The following is an 18160-nucleotide window of genomic DNA, read 5'->3' as shown; positions in this document are numbered from 1 at the left end:
CTTGGTGCGATGCATTCTAACCCTGCGCTTGGGGATACGAGAACATGAGCCATGTCAAAAGCATGTCATTTAGCCTTCTGAGGTGATTTTTCTCTGCTAGGGTTATCTCGGCATTCAAGTACCAGACGCAACATCAATTAATGGAGTTAAGAACATGTTGAAGAAAACTTTTGCTGCTGTGATCACCGCTGCTGTTGTGCTGGCTTCCGGGGCTGCTATGGCTCAAGCCCCACAAGACCCGAACTGGGCGTTTTCCAAGGAGGCGATCGAAGTCTTCAAAAACAAGGCTGGCTATACAACCATCAAGAGCATCGAGCTGGAAAACCCGGCGACCGGTATCTGGAAAGCTGAAGGTGTGAAGACAATCGACGGTGTGGAAGTTCAGGTAGAAACCACAATCGACCACACTGGCAAAGTGCTTTCCGAGAAGAAAGACTGATACTCGGCACCTGAAGCGCTCGTTGAGCGCTTCAAGCCCGACTTTGCCTACGCAGAGTCGGGCTTTTTTTAAACGCCTTTATCCTCGTTGCGCCAACCAGTGTTCACGGGTCATTTCCCAAATCTCGTTGGTGAACGAGCCGCTGACAAACTCAGCCTGTGAGCGGCTGATTAATGTCATCCCGCCCCGTTGCGATACTCTGCGCGAAGCCTCATTAGGTGCAGCCTTGGGCACCCGCATGCAGTCACGCTGCAGTGTGTGAAACCAATACCTGTCCACCACCTCGCACGCTTCCCCCATCAAGCCCTGGCCTTGCCATGGCGGAGACAGCCAAAACCCGCGGTTGTTGTTGTCCTGGTCCATCAAGCTGATACAACCGATGACGTCCTCGGGTTCTGTAATCAACCGGATCGTCCAGTGCCACTCCTTGCCGAGTGCCATGGCCGGCAATGCGTGATCTTGCAGGTAGCTCAGGGCTCCGTTGTCCGGGTACGGCCAAGGCACACACGCATTGAGATAGCGCACGACCTCCCAGTGGGGGAAGCGCTCCTGAATGGCCTGCGCGTCGCCAATGCACAGTGGTTCGAGCAAGAGCCGTGAGGTTTTGAGCGTGGGAGGTTGTTGCATGAACGGGCGCTCCTTGCCGTGAATGTGGTTTTGAGCATAACCCTTATTAGCCGCCATACAAAAAGCCCCCGTAAAAACGGGGGCTCGGCATTTCTGCAAGGCTGCGCAGCGATTAGCCGTTCGAGCAGCCGTTACCCATGATGCGGTATTCCAGTATATGGCGTTGACCTTGATGGTCTTCGTAGGTCATCTGCGCTGGCACCACTTCACACACATCCTGGGTGGGCGAAACACTAATAACTTTAGCGATATCGAGGTCAGTGGAGTAAGTGTAATGTTCGACAACAGGTTGAGCCTGTGCAACTTTAGCCTCTTCAGCCACTGCCAATGTAGAAAAGCCTAACAAAGCAAAAGCAATCAAACGGTTCATTATTCACACCTCAAAACAATCACGTTTCACTGACTTCAGTTGCCCAGTGGGCGGTCGAAGTTGCGGCGTTGTTCTCGAAGGAAGATGCCGCACGAAGTACCGTGCCCTGTTTTAATGTTTCAATGTTTGGTAAGGGATGTCGCTATCATACGGTGTTAAATCAATGATTGAAGTCAAAAGACTGACAATAAGCCTTTCCAAATCGGTAACAATTAATCTGTCCCAGCACCCTCACTAAAAAGCCCCCTCCGAAGAGAGGGCCTGGGGTCGCATCCTTGCGGGCAACCTGATGCTCAAAGCGTTGAGTTAGTGAGTGCTGCAACCGTCACCCATCACTTGATATTCAACCGTGTGGCGCTGACCCTGATGGTCTTCATAGGTCATTTGCGCCGGTACAACTTTGCACACTTTGGGGATGTCGGACAGGCTGATAACTTTAGCGATGTCCAGTGTCGACCCATAAGAGTATTGTTCTACAGCCGGTGCTGAAGTGGCGGCAGTTGTTTCACCAGCAAAGGCAATCGATGCACTACCAGCCAGGACTAAAGCAATTAAAGTTTTCATTGTGGTGGCCTCTAAAGTAATCAAGAGTTAAAGCTGACTGACTTCATTTGCCAACGGCGGGAAGAAGTTACGGCACCTGTTTCAATGATCAAGTAGCCGTACGAAGTTCCGTGTTATGTATTCCGTGTTCGGTAAAGCTTTTTACATGCTGCCAAGTATACGCCGATGTCTTCATCGAAAAAGACCTAATGGCAAAATGCTCTATTACCGCCCGGGTAACAATGTGGTGGCTCCCGTGAGATTTTCAAGGGGTGCTGGACGATTGCCTTGCTGGCATACTGCCAATTCCCTTCCGGAGTCAGTCAACAGCATGAATGTCGAGTCACCCCTCCATGCCTGGAAAGAGGCCATCGAGCAGCACGGTTTTGTTCACGATCCGGCTCAAGCGCGGGCGGTACAGGCGTTGCAGCATTGTCATGAGCAGCTGCACGAAGCCCAGAAGACCGCTGAGGGTGTGTATTTGTGGGGGCCGGTTGGGCGGGGCAAAACCTGGCTGATGGACCAGTTCTACAAGAGTCTGCGGGTGCCTGCACGGCGTCAGCACTTCCACCATTTTATGCAATGGGTGCACCAGCGACTGTTTCAACTGACCGGCACCTCTGACCCGCTTGAAACGATCGCCAAAGCGTTAAGCAAAGAGGTGAGGGTGTTGTGTTTTGACGAACTGTTCGTCAATGACATTGGTGACGCGATCATTCTCGGCCGGTTGTTCAAAGTGATGTTTGACGAAGGCGTGGTGCTGGTATGTACCTCTAACCAGCCCCCTGAGCAGTTATATAGCCAAGGCCATAACAAGGAGCGTTTTGCGCCTGCGATCACCGCCATTGTGGAGCATATGCACGTGGTGTCGGTGGATGGGGTTGAAGATCACCGTTTGCACCCCGGGATTGCGCAGCAGCGTTTTTGGGTGACACCCACGGGGCAGCCCAGTGTATTTGGGGACGTATTCGCGCAGTTGGCCCAGGGGCAGTCGGTTTCTCATGAGCCGATTGCGGTTGCGCACCGTTCACTGAGCGTGGTGCGGGCCAGTGAACGTGTGCTGTGGTGCAATTTTCATGAATTGTGCGAACAGCCGCTGGCCGCCATCGAGTTTATGGACCTTTGTGGTCGCTATCAGGCGATTTTACTCAGTGACGTGCCCTGTATGAGCGCTGAGCAACGTGAAGGCAAGATTGCCCGGGGGACTGAAGACGGCCCGGTGAAAGTTGAGGCAGGGGATCGTGAATTACCGCAGCTGTCACGTTTCGACGACAGCGTGCGGCGATTTATTGCCCTGATCGATGAGTGCTACGACCGCAAGGTCCCGGTCTTGATTGAAGCGCACGTTCCGTTGGAACAGCTATACACACAAGGCTATCTGGAATTTGCCTTTCGCCGCACCCTGAGCCGCCTGCAAGAAATGCAGTTGCAGCGGTTCGGGGTCTGATAGGCAGCATCCAGTTTCGTAGCCGCTGACGAGTCATGCACGACGGCTTCGTTATTCGTCAGCGGCCTTGCTCACAGCGACACGTTAACCTGCAGCCGCTGCCGAAGGCTGCGATCGAGCGCGAAGCGGTCGCAAGATGGGACGCCTCGGGGTGTCAGGTTTTACGACGGCTACACGCCTTGCTCACAGCCACACGTAAACCTGTAGCCGCTGCCGAAGGCTGCGATCGAGCGCGAAGCGGTCGCAAGATGGGACGACTCGGTGTGTCAGGTTTTACGACGGCTGCGCCGCCGATCGCAGCCTTCGTTCCTCATCAGCTGCTACGCGCCTTGCTCACAGCCACACGTTAACCTGTAGCCGCTGCCGAAGGCTGCGATCGAGCGCGAAGCGGTCGCAAGATGGGACCCCGCGGTGTGCCAGGTTTTACGACGGCTGCGCCGCCGAACGCAGCCTTCGTTCCTCGTCAGCTGCTACGCGCCTTGCTCACAGCTACACGTAAACCTGTAGCCGCTGCCGAAGGCTGCGATCGAGCGCGAAGCGGTCGCAAGATGGGATGCCTCGGTGTGCCAGGTTTTACGACGGCTGCGCCGCCGAACGCAGCCTTCGTTCCTCGTCAGCTGCTACGCGCCTTGCTCACAGCCACACGTTAACCTGTAGCCGCTGCCGAAGGCTGCGATCGAGCGCGAAGCGGTCGCAAGATGGGTGACTCGGTGTGGCAGGTTTTACGACGGCTACGCCGCCGATCGCAGCCTTCGTCCCTCGTCAGCTGCTACGCGCCATGCTCACAGCGACACGTTAACCTGTAGCCGCTGCCGAAGGCTGCGATCGAGCGCGAAGCGGTCGCAAGATGGGACGACTCGGTGTGTCAGGTTTTACGACGGCTACGCCGCCGAACGCAGCCTTCGTTCCTCGTCAGCTGCTACGCGCCTTGCTCACAGCCACACGTAAACCTGTAGCCGCTGCCGAAGGCTGCGATCGAGCGCGAAGCGGCCGCAAAATGGGACGACTCGGTGTGTCAGGTTTTACGACGGCTGCGCCGCCGAACGCAGCCTTCGTTCCTCGTCAGCGGCTACACGCCTTACTCACAGCCACACGTAAACCTGTAGCCGCTGCCGAAGGCTGCGATCGAGCGCGAAGCGGTCGCAAGATGGGACGCCTCGGTGTGCCAGGTTTTACGACGGCTACACGCCTTGCTCACAGCCACACGTTAACCTGTAGCCGCTGCCGAAGGCTGCGATCGAGCGCGCAGCGGTCGCAAGATGGGACGCCTCGGTGTGTCAGGTTTTACGGCGGCTACGCGCCTTGCTCACAGCGACACGTTAACCTGTAGCAGCTGCCGAAGGCTGCGATCGAGCGCGAAGCGGTCGCAAGATGGGATGACTCGGTGTGTCAGGTTTTACGACGGCTACGCCGCCGATCGCAGCCTTCGTTCCTCGTCAGCGGCATTTTGCACACCCGCAACAATCAATCCCACTGAGGTGCAAGGCCTTTAGGGCTGGTCAGGCGATGGCCGCGATCCAGGGCTGCGATCTGCGCCATGTCGTCTTCGCTCAACATCAGTTCGCACGCCTTGAGGTTGCTTTCAAGGTTGGCGCGCTTGGTTGAGGACGGAATGACCGAATAACCCAATTGCATGGCCCACGCCAGTGTCACTTGTGCGGCTGTGGCGTCATGACGCTTGGCAATCTGATTGATCACCGGATCTTTCAACACTTCGCCGTAGGCTAACGTCATGTACGAAGTGATATGAATGCCTTGGCTCTTGGCGAATTCCACCACTTTGCGGTTTTGCAGGTAGGGATGCAGTTCAATCTGGTTAGTGGCGATGTTCTCGGCACCGACCGCAGCAATCGCTTCTTTCATCAGTGCGATGGTGAAGTTGGACACGCCGATGGCGTGGGTCAGCCCCAGTTTTTTTGCCTCCAGCAGTTGCTTCATAAATACCGCAACCGGCACGGCGTTGTCGGGTGATGGCCAGTGGATCAGTGTCAGGTCCAGATGGTCGGTGCGCAACTTGGCCAAACTGTCTTTGAGGCTCGGGATCAACTGGCCTTCGGCAAAATGGTCGATCCAGATTTTGCTGGTGATATACAGCGCTTCACGGTCGATGCCACTTTCGGCAATCGCCTGTCCGACTTCTGGTTCATTCTGATAAATCTGCGCGGTGTCGATCACCCGATAACCTACGTCCAGCGCATTTTTGACCGAGTCAATAACGACTTGGCCCTGTAAGCGAAATGTACCGAGACCGAATGCTGGAACTGTCATGGATAACTCCTGGAGTGCTGTAAGAATAAGGTCGAGTATCCTCGCCTTGAGCCGCACGAAACACCGTAGCTCACGCAAAGCAGTCTTGACTGCACGTCATGAATTCAACTGAGGCCCTCAGGCTAAATTTGAGCGCGCACAGTACGTTCTAGCTTGGATAACGCCTGCATTCAGGCCGGGACAGGTAGGGCAATGACGATTTCTCGACGATGGTTCATCGCTGGCTTAGCGATCACCGGCGCAGCAGCGCCAGCAGTGTTCTATGGGCATCGCGAGTTGACGCGGGTGGACGAGCCCATCACGCCGGGTGAGGCAACGGTCGAGTTGGCAGACACGGCGGGGCAGCAACTGGCTGATCAATTACGCGGGCTTTGGAGCATTTCTTTCAGTGGCGCCGATGGCGGGCTGGAGGGGGTGCCTCAAGAAGGCCTTGAGGTGTGGCTCGACATTGCCCCGCGTGGCCGAGGTGTTCGCGGTTATCTGGACAGTGCCGCGGTATTGAACAGCACGCAAACGCCGCGTTACCGCGTTCTGGGGGATCTGGTCGAGCCCGACCCTAAAAGGATGCACTGGCGAATCACCCGCAGTGATTCTGCCAACGGTCAGGCGGATTACGAGTTCAGTTTTAGTCTGGACGAAGTCTGGGGTATGTACGGCAATGCTGGCAGTGGCACCCTCAGCGGTACTGTGCAACGTCTGGACCGGCCCTTGGCACTGCCTGAACAAGACAACCGATTTGTTGCGATTAAGCGCACTTTCCCAGAGGCGCGGGAGCGCATCGGTTTAAATCCAGATTTACTGGCCTGGCTGGTGGCGCCGGAGCATCGTTTATTCCATCAGTTATGGCACGCTTCGCGCGACACTTGGCATGAGCTCTCGGATGACAAACGCAACGCCTTGCGTGGACTCGGCTGGCAACCCGGCCAGAGAGACCGGGAGCGGGATGCGCGAGGGCCACGCAAGGACCGAAATGGTTCCGGGGTCGATTTTTTCTTTATGCATCGGCATATGTTGCGGGCCGCTCGTTCGATGCAGGATCTACCGTCGTGGACGGCGTTCCCGTTGCCTCAACCTGAACTTGAACGCGACCGTGCAGGTTTTGCCCGCTACTTTGACAATCACGACGGCAGTGCCTTGCCGCCGACGTGGCTGGCTGAAGGCGATGCGGTGTATACCCAATGGCTGAGTGATATCAAACAGCCTGAAACTTTTCATTCCAACTTCGAGGTGTGGGAATCGCGCTATCGCGACCCGCGTTATTTGTCGACGCTGACGTTGGGCCAGTTCGGTTCCGAGGTTGAACTGGGCCTGCATGACTGGTTGCATATGCGCTGGGCCTCGGTGCCACGTGATCCCTCAAACGGCGCACCCGTGCCGATGGCCCGTGATCCAGCCGACTTCGCGGCGCGTTGGTACGAGGCCGAAAATGACTTTTTGGGCGATCCGTTCTCCTCTCATGTCAATCCGGTGTTCTGGAGCTTTCATGGCTGGATCGATGATCGTTTAGAGGATTGGTTTCGTGCCCATGAGCGTTTTCATCCAGGGCAGCTCCAGCGCGAAGAGATCAATGGTGTGCCCTGGTTTGCGGCGGGTCGTTGGGTGGAAGTGGAAGATCCGTGGCTGGGCCCAGTGACTCACGGTTGTAGTACCACGCCAGGACTGGCGACGGGAAAAACCGTTGAAATGGATCCCGAGACGATGAAGCTCGCGCTGCGTATCACCTTTGGCGATGAAAAAAAGATGGGCAATCTGTTTCAGCGCGTACCGCGTCGCCCGTGGTACGCGCGGCATCTGGTGGTCAAGCGCAACACACACATTTTGTAGCCGCTGACGAGCAGCGCGAGGCTGCGTTCGAGCGCGTAGCGCTCGTAAGATTGGGCCAGCGCGGTGTGTCAGGTGCTACGACGGCTTCGCCGCCGATCGCAGCCTCGCAGAGCTCGTCAGCTCCTACAGGAATAGAGCGGCTACAAAGGTTGGGTGTTCCAGCCCCCGCCCAGCGCTTTGTACATCGCGATGCTGGCCTGCAGTCGCGCCATACGCAGTTGTACGTGCTGGTCTTGGGCCGCATACAACACTCTTTGAGTCTCAAGCACGGTCAGCAACATCTCGGCCCCGGCCTTGTAGCGGCGCTCGGCAATGTCGAAAGCCTGCTGCGCTTGCTTGAGCTCTTCGTCTTGCCACTGCCGCTGTTGATCCAGACCTGTGACGCTGTTCAGGGCTTTTTCGACGTCGGCAAAGGCACTGATGATGCTCGAACGGTAGGTTTGTAGCAGTTCCTGTTGCCGCGCCGTGGCTTTGTCACGCTCGGCACTGAGGCGACCGTTGTTGAAGATCGGCCCGGCCAATCCCGCCGTCAGGTTATAAAACGGGCTGCGTAACACATCGCTGAGCCGGTCGGCTCCCGATCCCAGGCTGGCGCTTAATGTCAGGCTGGGCAACATGGCAGCGCGGGCGACGCTGACGTCCGCACGAGCCGCCGCCAGTTTGGCTTCGGCGCTGGCGATGTCAGGGCGCCGGGTGAGTAGCTCGCTGGGCACGCCGCTGCCAATATCGGGCCAGCGCAGCCGTGAGAAGGGGGTATCACTCGCAGCAAGGGTGTTAATCGGTTTGCCCAGTAATACCGCTAGGGTAATGCGTGCATCTTGTGCCTGCTGTGCCATCAGCGGCAATTGACGTTGCTGTGCAGCCACCAGGCTTTTCTGTTGAGCCAGTTCCAGCGCTGTAGCAGAGCCTGCGTCATGGCGAGTTTGCACGACATGTAACACCCGCTGTGCATTGTTCAGGTTAAGCCGGGCGATACGCAGTTGTTCGTTGAGAGCAAGGGTTTGGACATAGCTGTTGGCGACGCTGCTGAGCAAGGTCAGCTCGACCGTGTCGCGATCATACTGACTGGCTTTGAGCGCTTGTTCGGCGCTGTCCCGGGCGGCGGCTTTGCCCCCCCAAAAATCCACTTCATAGCTGGCGGTCAAGTTGGCCTCAAAGTAATCCACCGCCTTGTTCTCATCCGTCGCATCCAGTTGGCTATAGCCTTTGCCACGCAACAATTTCTGACGATTGCCGCTAGCGTCCCATTTGACTTCGGGCATCAATGGCGCCCCGGCAATCACGGCGCTGGCTTGTGCTTGTTGCACCCGTGCAACAGCTGCCGCCAGGTCGTAACTGCCGGTTTTGGCTTGAGCGATCAGTTGATCCAGCTCAGGGCTGCCAAATTGCTGCCACCATTGCTGGGTACTTTGCTGGCGGCTCATCCCGTGAGCCATCTGCCAGGCAGGCGGTACGATCACAGGGTTATTGTCATGGGTGACCCCCGTGCTGCAAGCGCCCAGCAGCATGCACAGGGACAACAGACTCAAAGACGGCTTCATCAATCGTTTATTCACTGGTAAGGGCCGTGACCGGATCAAGCCGGGCAGCTTTGCGGGCCGGCATAAAGCCGAAAATGACGCCGGTCACCAGTGCACAAGCGAATGCGCCCAGCACGGCAACCCAGGAAAAGGCGACGGCTACATCGCACAGATACAGCACCGCGCCCACCACAAAGGCCAGAGCGATGCCGGCTGCGCCGCCCACGACCGAAAGCATCAGGGCTTCAGTCAGAAACTGGCGCAGGATGTCGCGCTGGCGGGCGCCGGTGGCCATGCGAATACCAATTTCACGGGTGCGCTCGCGTACGGTCATCAACATGATGTTCATGACACCGATACCGCCGACCAGCAGTGAGATCGCTGCAATTGAGCCCAGCATCAATGACAGGGTGTTGCGCGTCTTGGCCTCGGCCTGAATCATCGCCGCGTTGTTGGTGATTTCAAAATCGCGCATGCCGTGGTGCAGTTTAAGCATCAGCTGTTCGATGGCCTTTTCGGTCTGATTGACCTTGCTGGCATCTGCCGCTGCGATCACTACGTATTCCGGATTGTGCGTGCCAAACAGGCGCACGCTGGCGGCGGAGTAGGGCACCACGATGCGCGTGTCGCTGTCCGAGTCGCCGGAGCTGGCGCCTTTCTCGGCCAGAACCCCGACGACGCGAAACGGCACGTTTTCCAGCAGGATGTATTGGCCTATCGGGTTGGGCACATCCTTGAGTACTTTATCGCGCACCTTCTTTCCGATAACCGCGACAGCAGCGGCGGCATCTTCGTCGGCCTGGGTAAAGAAACTGCCTTGCACCACAGGCCAGTTGAAGATGGCCGAGAAATCGATACCGTTGCCGCCGGTGTACATCGTGTGATCAACATTGCCGTAACGCACGCCAATCTCTGCGCCATTGATGGGCATGATCATTTTTACTTGGGGCAAGGTCGACAGCGCAGCCACATCGCTCAGGGTGATGATGCCCAGTGGCGCTCGTGGTCGAGGGGACATGCCGCTGAGGTAAATGATATTGGAACCGAACGCGCCCATTTCGGCCATTACCTGGCGCTTGCTGCCTTCACCCACGGCCAGCATCACCACCACCGAGGCGACGCCAATGACAATGCCGAGCAGGGTCAGGGCAGTGCGAAAGCGGTTGATCCACATGATTCTCCAGGCGGCATGCACTGCGTCCACCAATTCGCCTTTCCACGCGCCACGAGCTTCACTGCCCTCTTCGAGGCGCTTGCGCAGGTCGAGGGCTTGCAGCGCCTGCGGGTTGTCAGTGGGGGCCGGGTCGCCATTGGCGCTATCACTGATGACCTCGCCGTCGCGTACTTCGATGATGCGTTTGGCACGCGCTGCGACTTCGCGGTCATGGGTAATCAGAATCACCACATGGCCTTGGCTGGCCAGCTCATCAAGCAAGGTCATGACCTCGGCGCCGCTGTGGCTGTCGAGGGCGCCGGTGGGTTCGTCGGCGAGAATGATATGCCCGCCGTTCATCAAGGCGCGGGCGATGGACACCCGTTGTTGTTGGCCACCTGACAGTTGATGCGGGCGGTTGGCTGTGCGTTCGGCCAGACCTAGCCGGTCAAGCAGGGCGGCCGCGCGGGCGTGACGCTCGGCGGCGGGCATGCCGGCATAAATGGCAGGCATTTCGACGTTTTCCTGAGCTGAGGCCGAGGGGATCAGGTGATAACCCTGAAACACAAAGCCAAAGGCTTCGCGGCGCAACCAGGCCAACGCGTCGGAGTCGAGGTGGGCGACATCCTCGCCAGCAAATAAATAGCGGCCCGAGGTAGGCCGGTCCAGGCAGCCAAGAATATTCATCAACGTCGATTTGCCCGACCCTGAGGCGCCGACAATGGCCACAAACTCACCGGCATGGATCGACAGACTGACGCCTTTGAGTACATGAACTTCAGGCGTGTCGATGCCGCCGTAGACCTTGCGAATGTCTTGCAGGTCGATCAAGGGAGTAGGCATTCAGCCTCCGTTGCCGTTGCCGGTGGCTGGGGCTATCAGCAGGTGATCGCCTTCATTCAACCCTTCAAGTATTTGCACGCGCAGGCGATCGCTGATGCCGGTGCGGATTTCTCGGGGTTCGATCTTGCCGTTTTTGGCGACGATATATGTGGTCTGGCGATCCCCTGTGGCTGTGCCCTGCAGCGCTACGATGGGGGCCAGCAGCACGTCTTTTGCCTGATCGGCGACGAAGAATACTTGGGTCGTCATTTCGGCCATCAGCGCCTGATCGGTGTTGTCCACGTCCAGCAGCACGGTGTAAAGCACCACACGGGCGCTGCCGCTTTTGCCTGAGCTGGCGGGGCTGCCGCCGCCCTGGCTGGCTTCGTTGAGGGGCTTGGGTGGCACGGGCAGGATTTGCCGCACGGTGCTGTTCCAGCGGCGGCTACCGCCACTCAAGGTGGTGAAGTAAGCCTGCATGCCGGGTTTGACGTGACCGATATCGGCCTCAGAAACCTCAGCCCAGACGGTCATGGGTGAGAGTTTGGCAATACGCAAGATCAGAGGCGTTTGTTGCTGTGCGTTGAGGGTTTGCCCTTCGCGCGCGTCAATGGCCACGACGGTGCCTGACATTGGGGCAAAAATGCGGGTGTAGCCCAGCTCGGCTTCATCGCTGCGCAAACTGGCCTGTGCTTGACGGATCTGAGCCTGGAACATGTCGGTTCTGGCCTGTGTGGTGCGTACTTCGGCCAAGGCTATTTGAACGTCTTCATCGCGCGTGGCACCGCCTTTGACAAGGTTTTGCTGGCGCTGATATTTCTGTGTGGCCAAGTCGTGCAGGGCGCGTTGTTCTTGCAACTGGGCCTTGAGGTTATCGATGGCATTGCGGCTGGCATCGAGTTTGGCCGTTTGCGTTGACGGGTCGATCTCTACCAGTAACTGGCCTTCTTTGACCTCGGCGCCGACCTCGACATGAATTTTATGAATTTGCCCCGACGCCTGTGAACCTACGTCAACGTATTGCCGAGGTTGCAGGGTGCCAAGGGCCGTTACGCTGTTTTCAATGTCGCCACGGGTCACCGGCACCGTGTCGTACGCTTCGCGGCCGGGAGCCAGTAAAAGCCAGGCTACAAGGCTGGCAACCAACAGTAAAAACAGGCAAATGAGCAGCGCGCGGCGGGTCTGTCGGGGGCGTTTCATGCAGGGTTCCGGCCAAAAGGGATCGGCCCGTCGTTTAGCAGTTGAGCACTTAAAGCCCAAGAGACAACGTTGTCGACGCAGCGACAGACACGGGGAGCTGCTGAGTAAACGAAACGGTGCGCGAGGAATTTACTGAGGGTCAGGCTGGGGGGTTACTGAATAATTCGTAAGTTTTTTCGGATGTTTTACGCCAAGAAAGTTAAATCTATATGAGAATTACTATAAATTACATCGGCAAAAGTGCCATCATCATGCCGCTATGCCAATTGGCCATGTTTCAGCGCTCATGGAAAGTTGCCGCAGTTATTGCGGCCAGGAGTCATGTTGGAAAACTACTATCGCGAACTGGTCAGCGTGTTAAGCGCCAGGATGGGCAATGCTCATGCAGCCGAAGATGTGGTGCATGACGCGTACGTGCGAGTGCTGGAGCGTAGCGCCGATGACCCGATTGAGCAGCCTCGTGCTTTTTTGTATCGCACGGCCTTGAATCTGGTCATCGACGGTCACCGGCGCAATACTTTGCGCCAAGTAGAACCTCTTGAGGTGCTGGATTGCGATGAACGGTTTTTCAGCCCTTCGCCCCACGCATCGATGGATCATGGTCAGCGCCTTGAAATGGTTCAGCGGGCCTTGGCAGAATTGCCGGTGGCGTGTCGAGAGAGTTTTTTGCTGCGCAAGCTGGAGGGCTTGTCACATCCCGAAATCGCTGAGCGCCTCGGGGTTTCGCGCAGTGTGGTTGAGAAGCACATCGTTAATGCCATGAAGCATTGCCGAAATCGTATTCGGCTGTGGGACAACGCCTAAATTTCATTTCTGTAGCCTCGTTCCTACTCAACAGGTGATCGGCTGCCCTGCTATAGAGCGGTCGTGTCATGGGCTTTTTCTTCCCTCTGTTGAGGGGCAATCCAGAGGACACTGAAAATGACACAGGCTATCGCTTCGGCCGTCGTCCATGATCTGATCGGCATCGGTTTTGGACCTTCCAATCTGGCCTTGGCCATCGCCCTGGAAGAGCGTGGGCAAATCGAAGGTCCGTTGGACGTGCTGTTTTTAGACAAGCAGGCTGACTACCGCTGGCACGGCAATACACTGGTCACGCAAAGTGAGTTACAGATTTCTTTCCTCAAGGATCTGGTCACGCTGCGCAACCCGACCAGTCCGTATTCCTTCGTCAATTACCTGAAAGCTCACGGGCGTCTGGTTGATTTCATCAATCTGGGGACCTTTTACCCGTGTCGTATGGAGTTCAATGATTACCTGCGTTGGGTGGCATCGCACTTTGAGGCGCAAAGCCGCTACGGCGAAGAGGTCTTGGCCATCGAGCCGGTGTTGCATCAGCAACAGGTTGAAGCTTTGCGCGTGATTTCCCGTGATAGCCAAGGGTTGCAGCACGTTCGTACTACGCGTTCCGTGGTCGTCAGTGCCGGTGGTACGCCGCGCATTCCTGCGCCGTTCAAATCCTTCAAAGACGACAGCCGGGTGTTCCACCACTCGCAATACCTGGAACGCATGGCCAAGCAGCCGTGTGTGAGCGGCAAGCCCATGCGCATCGCGATCATTGGCGGCGGGCAGAGCGCTGCCGAAGCGTTTATCGATTTGAATGACAGCTTTCCATCTGCCCAGGTGGATCTGATCCTGCGTGGCTCGGCGCTTAAACCTGCTGATGACAGCCCGTTCGTGAATGAAGTGTTTTCACCGGAGTTCACCGACCTGGTCTTCGCACAGGACACGCTAGAGCGTGAGCGGCTGATCAACGAGTATCAGAGCACCAACTATTCGGTGGTCGACATTGATCTGATTGAGCGTATCTACGGCATTCTCTACCGTCAGAAAGTGTCGGGAATAGCACGTCATACGTTCCGCAGCCTCACCCGCATTGAACGTGCAGTGGCAGACGGGCAGGGCATCAAGTTGACTTTACGTAACACGGCCAACGGCGAGTCGGTCGAGCAGCACTACGACGCGGTGATACTGGCCACAGGCTACGAACGGCAAATGCACCGTCATCTGCTGGCCCCGCTGGCTGAATATTTGGGTGACTTTGAAGTGGACCGCGATTACCGCATTGTCACCGATCCGCGCTGCAAGGCCGGTATTTACATGCAGGGTTTCAGCCAGGCAAGCCATGGTCTGAGTGACACACTGTTGTCCGTGTTGCCGATTCGCGCCGAGGAAATTTCGGCATCACTGTATGCCTGCGACAAGAGCCGCAGCAAACTTCTGGAAATGGCTGATCGTGCACTGGCCAATGTTGGCTGAATCTGCAAATGCGCCTATGAATGCCGGGTTTTTCCGGCATTCATGAGGTGAAACTGAACGTTTCCTGAAGCCGTTTCTGAATCCTCAAATCGGCGTCATTCTGCGGTTTACTCCCCGGAATGTCGGGCGTAAGCTGCCCACGTTTTAATCAATAGCGGAGTCCCTCAGTGGGTACCAGTTCGAGTGACAGTAGTGGGCCGGTTCTGATAACCGGCATCATCTCGGCAAGCTAACGCGCAGATTCCCCTGTCGTTTTCTTGCCAAACAGCGAGAAGCGGCATCCTGATCGGGTCACTGATGACCCGACCTTTGAAGTCCTCTCATCGATACTCAGAGCTGTGTGATTGCACCTGTGACAAGGGTGTGGTCGCAACAGAGCGCAGACGTGTGCCTTGCCTTAATGGCATTTGGCCCAGTGCTCGACTGTACCTGCTGTGGAACACCGCTGATGCAAATCGTCAGGGGAATGACTATGGGTCACACTTTTAAGCTAATCCGCCGCCGCCAACATCGTCCCGCCTTGCCGGGTGGCGTGCGATTGCCCATTGAACGCGGCCAGCCGGCTCGCACACGAGACTGATCACCATGAATGACGGCACAAGATTAAGGCCGCCTGCGTAAACCCTGAAGGGTGAGCGCAGGCGGCGCAGGAGAACCATCATGAAGCTCACCCTGAAAGAATTTTTCGCAGGCTTTCTGCGTAACCGCCACATTGCCCGGCACTTTCGACGCCTCGCAGTGCTGGACAGCCTGACGGATACCACCGTCAGCCGAGAAGTACCGCCTACGCTGGCCCACACGCTGGTGGCCGCGGCCAACAGCGACAGTGCGGTGTTGATCGACACGTTGGGCACTCATACCGATGGTTTGAGTGAGACCGAAGCTGATGCGCTGCGCCAGCAGCATGGGTTTAACGAGGTTGAGCACGAACAGCCACTCAGCCGTTGGGTCCATCTGTGGCACTGCTACAAAAACCCGTTCAACTTGTTGCTGACGTTGCTGGCTGCCGTGTCACTGGCCACTGATGACGTTCAAGCGGCTGTCGTCATCGGTACGATGGTGGTGTTGTCCACCGTGTTGCGGTTCTGGCAAGAGGCCAAATCAAACAAGGCTGCCGATGCCCTCAAGGCAATGGTGAGTAACACCGCGACGGTAATGCGACGGGATTTCAGTGCCGATGCGGCACCGATTTTCGGCAAGTTTTATGGGACTTCGCTGCGTATCAAGGGCGCGCAGCGCGTCGAGCTGCCGATCAAACAATTGGTGCCGGGCGATCTTATCGTGCTGTCTGCGGGGGATATGATCCCAGCTGATTGCAGAGTGCTCAGCGCAAAAGATCTGTTCGTCAGCCAGGCGGCCATGACGGGCGAGTCGATGCCGGTAGAGAAGTTCGCACGCCAGGGCAATTGTGAAGTCATCAACCCACTGGAGTTGGACAATATTTTGTTCATGGGCACCAACGTGGTGTCCGGTGCCGCAACGGCGGTGGTGCTGACCACCGGCAACAGCACCTATTTCGGCGCGTTGGCGCAGCGGGTAGGGGCGACTGATCGCGGGCCTACCTCGTTTCAGATGGGGGTCAACAAGGTCAGCTGGCTGCTGATTCGTTTCATGTTTGTGATGGCCCCGCTGGTGCTGTTCATCAATGGTTTTACCAAGGGCGACTGGACTGAAGCCCTGCTGTTCGCCTTGTCGGTGGCGGTGGGTCTGACCCCGGAAATGCTGCCGATGATTGTGACCTCGACGCTGGCCAAAGGGGCGGTGTTTCTGTCGCGCAAAAAGGTCATTGTCAAACGTCTGGACGCCATTCAGAACTTCGGTGCGATGGACGTGTTGTGCACGGACAAGACCGGCACTCTGACGCAGGACAAAATATTTCTGGCCCGTCATGTGGACGTTTGGGGGCAAGAGTCTGACGACGTTCTGGAAATGGCCTACCTCAATAGCTACTACCAGACTGGCTTGAAAAATTTGCTGGACGTGGCCGTGCTGGAGCACGTTGAAGTCCATCGCGAATTGAATGTGGGGACGGCATTCCAGAAGGTGGATGAAATCCCGTTCGACTTCACCCGTCGTCGCATGTCGGTGGTGGTAGCTCAGCAGGATCAGCCACACCTGTTGATCTGCAAAGGCGCGGTCGAAGAAGTGCTGTCAGTGTGCAAACACGTTCGCCATGGTGAGTCGCAAGAAGTCCTGACCGACGAACTGCTGGCCCGCATTCGCCAGGTCACGGCAGCATTCAACGAAGAAGGCCTGCGCGTTGTCGGCGTCGCTGCACGGTCGATGGCGGCCGGGCGTGATACCTATAGCCTGGCGGATGAGCAAGAGCTGACATTGATTGGGTATGTGGCGTTTCTGGATCCGCCCAAGGAAAGTACAGCACCTGCGTTAAAGGCACTGGCAGAGCATGGTGTGGCGGTGAAAGTCTTGACCGGCGATAACGAGCTGGTGACTGCAAAAATCTGCCGCGAGGTGGGGTTGGAGCAGCAGGGCTTGTTAATGGGTAACGACATTGAGCGCATGAGTGATGCTGAATTAGCGCGGGCTGTGGAAACCACCAACGTGTTCGCCAAACTGACGCCGACTCATAAGGAACGCATTGTGCGGCTGCTCAAAGCCAATGGCCATGTCGTCGGCTTTATGGGCGACGGGATCAACGATGCGCCAGCGCTTCGGACAGCGGATATCGGGATTTCAGTCGACAGCGCGGTGGATATTGCCAAAGAGGCCGCTGATATCATCCTCCTGGAAAAAAGCCTGATGGTGCTGGAGGAGGGCGTGCTGGAAGGGCGCCGTACCTTTGCCAACATGCTCAAGTACATCAAAATGACCGCCAGCTCGAACTTCGGCAATGTCTTTTCCGTGTTGGTGGCCAGTGCATTCATTCCATTTTTGCCGATGCTGCCGATGCACCTGTTGGTTCAGAACTTGCTGTATGACGTGTCACAAATCGCCATCCCGTTTGATAACGTCGACGAGGAAATGCTGAAAAAGCCGCAGCGCTGGCAGCCGGCGGAGGTGGGGCGCTTTATGTTGTTTTTTGGACCGATCAGTTCGATTTTCGACATTTTGACGTTTGCTCTGATGTGGTATGTATTCCAGGCCAATACGCCTGAACACCAAACCTTGTTCCAGTCAGGCTGGTTTGTCGTGGGGTTGCTCACTCAGACGCTGATCGTGCATATGATCAGGACCCCGAAAGTACCGTTCTTGCAGAGTCGTGCAGCCATGCCGTTGATGGTCATGACAGGCGTGATCATGGCTGTCGGTATCTTTCTGCCGATGGGGCCGCTGGCTTCTTACTTCAAATTGCAGGCATTACCGCCGCTGTACTTTGTGTTTTTGCCCATGATTCTGTTGGCGTACATGGCGCTGACCCAAGCCGTTAAAGGATTTTATATCCGCAAATTTGGCTGGCAGTGACGAGTATCTACGTGTCGGGCGTAGAAGCCTGAGAAAGGTGCTTTGTTCCTGAGGAAGCAGGTATTGATTCCAATTCCTGCTTCTTTAGGAAATTCCCTACAAGTTCTGTAGACCATTCCCTTCTTGTGCGCAGCAGTCTAGTAGCGATTATTCGCGGCTAAATTTCAACGGGACTTCAGCAGGCTGCCATTGGTCGGTAGGGGGTGTGAAAAGGTCGAACGTAGGAAATATCCTATAATTACGTTGGCGCTCCTGAGATATCCAT

General features: G+C 56.7%; 13 protein-coding genes. 6 read left to right on the top strand and 7 right to left on the bottom strand.

Annotated features, from left to right (window positions below; translation table 11 throughout):
- The first annotated feature begins 154 nt into the window (after window positions 1-154).
- Window positions 155-439 (top strand): PepSY domain-containing protein, encoded by a 285-nt coding sequence (locus EQV93_RS14635; RefSeq protein ID WP_122784906.1) that lies wholly within the window; start codon window positions 155-157, stop codon window positions 437-439.
- 78 nt (window positions 440-517) lie between these two features.
- On the opposite strand, the gene EQV93_RS14630 is transcribed toward EQV93_RS14635, so the two are convergent.
- From EQV93_RS14630 to EQV93_RS14620, 3 genes are all read right to left on the bottom strand, one after another.
- On the bottom strand, window positions 518-1066 hold the full coding sequence (locus tag EQV93_RS14630) for a GNAT family N-acetyltransferase (protein ID WP_240891810.1): 549 nt from the start codon (window positions 1064-1066) through the stop codon (window positions 518-520).
- A gap of 112 nt (window positions 1067-1178) precedes the next feature.
- Complete coding sequence (locus EQV93_RS14625; RefSeq protein ID WP_122784905.1) at window positions 1179-1436, bottom strand: DUF2790 domain-containing protein; 258 nt, start codon at window positions 1434-1436, stop codon at window positions 1179-1181.
- Window positions 1437-1742: 306 nt separating this feature from the next.
- Window positions 1743-2000: a DUF2790 domain-containing protein gene (locus EQV93_RS14620; protein ID WP_122784904.1), complete on the bottom strand. Its 258-nt coding sequence runs from the start codon at window positions 1998-2000 to the stop codon at window positions 1743-1745.
- 310 nt (window positions 2001-2310) lie between these two features.
- Here EQV93_RS14620 and zapE point away from each other — a divergent pair, with 310 nt between their 5' ends.
- Window positions 2311-3426 carry a cell division protein ZapE gene (gene zapE, locus EQV93_RS14615; RefSeq protein ID WP_146386870.1) on the top strand — a complete coding sequence of 372 codons (1116 nt, stop codon included), beginning with the start codon at window positions 2311-2313 and terminating at the stop codon, window positions 3424-3426.
- A gap of 1464 nt (window positions 3427-4890) precedes the next feature.
- On the opposite strand, the gene dkgB is transcribed toward zapE, so the two are convergent.
- Window positions 4891-5694, bottom strand: a complete 804-nt coding sequence (gene dkgB / locus EQV93_RS14610) for a 2,5-didehydrogluconate reductase DkgB (protein ID WP_240891809.1) — start codon at window positions 5692-5694, stop codon at window positions 4891-4893.
- Window positions 5695-5886: 192 nt separating this feature from the next.
- Here dkgB and pvdP point away from each other — a divergent pair, with 192 nt between their 5' ends.
- Window positions 5887-7518 carry a pyoverdine maturation tyrosinase PvdP gene (gene pvdP, locus EQV93_RS14605; RefSeq protein WP_240891808.1) on the top strand — a complete coding sequence of 544 codons (1632 nt, stop codon included), beginning with the start codon at window positions 5887-5889 and terminating at the stop codon, window positions 7516-7518.
- 140 nt (window positions 7519-7658) lie between these two features.
- Here the strand turns inward: pvdP and EQV93_RS14600 are convergent, their stop codons facing one another.
- The 3 genes from EQV93_RS14600 to EQV93_RS14590 are packed head-to-tail and all read right to left on the bottom strand — an operon-like array spanning window position 7659 to window position 12213.
- Complete coding sequence (locus EQV93_RS14600) at window positions 7659-9059, bottom strand: efflux transporter outer membrane subunit (RefSeq protein ID WP_240891807.1); 1401 nt, start codon at window positions 9057-9059, stop codon at window positions 7659-7661.
- 7 nt (window positions 9060-9066) lie between these two features.
- The gene (locus EQV93_RS14595) at window positions 9067-11034 is read right to left on the bottom strand and encodes a MacB family efflux pump subunit (RefSeq protein WP_240891806.1); all 1968 of its coding nucleotides are present in this window, start codon (window positions 11032-11034) and stop codon (window positions 9067-9069) included.
- Entirely contained in the window at window positions 11035-12213 is a 1179-nt protein-coding gene (locus EQV93_RS14590; RefSeq protein ID WP_240891805.1) for an efflux RND transporter periplasmic adaptor subunit, read from the bottom strand.
- Window positions 12214-12534: 321 nt separating this feature from the next.
- Here EQV93_RS14590 and EQV93_RS14585 point away from each other — a divergent pair, with 321 nt between their 5' ends.
- From EQV93_RS14585 to mgtA, 3 genes are all read left to right on the top strand, one after another.
- Window positions 12535-13017 (top strand): sigma-70 family RNA polymerase sigma factor, encoded by a 483-nt coding sequence (locus EQV93_RS14585; protein WP_272492651.1) that lies wholly within the window; start codon window positions 12535-12537, stop codon window positions 13015-13017.
- A 117-nt stretch (window positions 13018-13134) separates the two neighbouring features.
- Window positions 13135-14472 (top strand): lysine N(6)-hydroxylase/L-ornithine N(5)-oxygenase family protein, encoded by a 1338-nt coding sequence (locus tag EQV93_RS14580; protein ID WP_240891804.1) that lies wholly within the window; start codon window positions 13135-13137, stop codon window positions 14470-14472.
- 660 nt (window positions 14473-15132) lie between these two features.
- Window positions 15133-17895 (top strand): magnesium-translocating P-type ATPase, encoded by a 2763-nt coding sequence (gene mgtA / locus EQV93_RS14575; RefSeq protein ID WP_240891803.1) that lies wholly within the window; start codon window positions 15133-15135, stop codon window positions 17893-17895.
- The last annotated feature ends 265 nt before the right edge of the window (window positions 17896-18160 follow it).

The sequence above is a fragment of the Pseudomonas sp. TMW22091 genome (genome assembly GCF_022496705.1).
GTDB lineage: Bacteria > Pseudomonadota > Gammaproteobacteria > Pseudomonadales > Pseudomonadaceae > Aquipseudomonas > Aquipseudomonas saxonica.
Note: the sequence above shows the minus strand (reverse complement) of the source record. Positions and strands in the feature narration are given on the sequence as shown.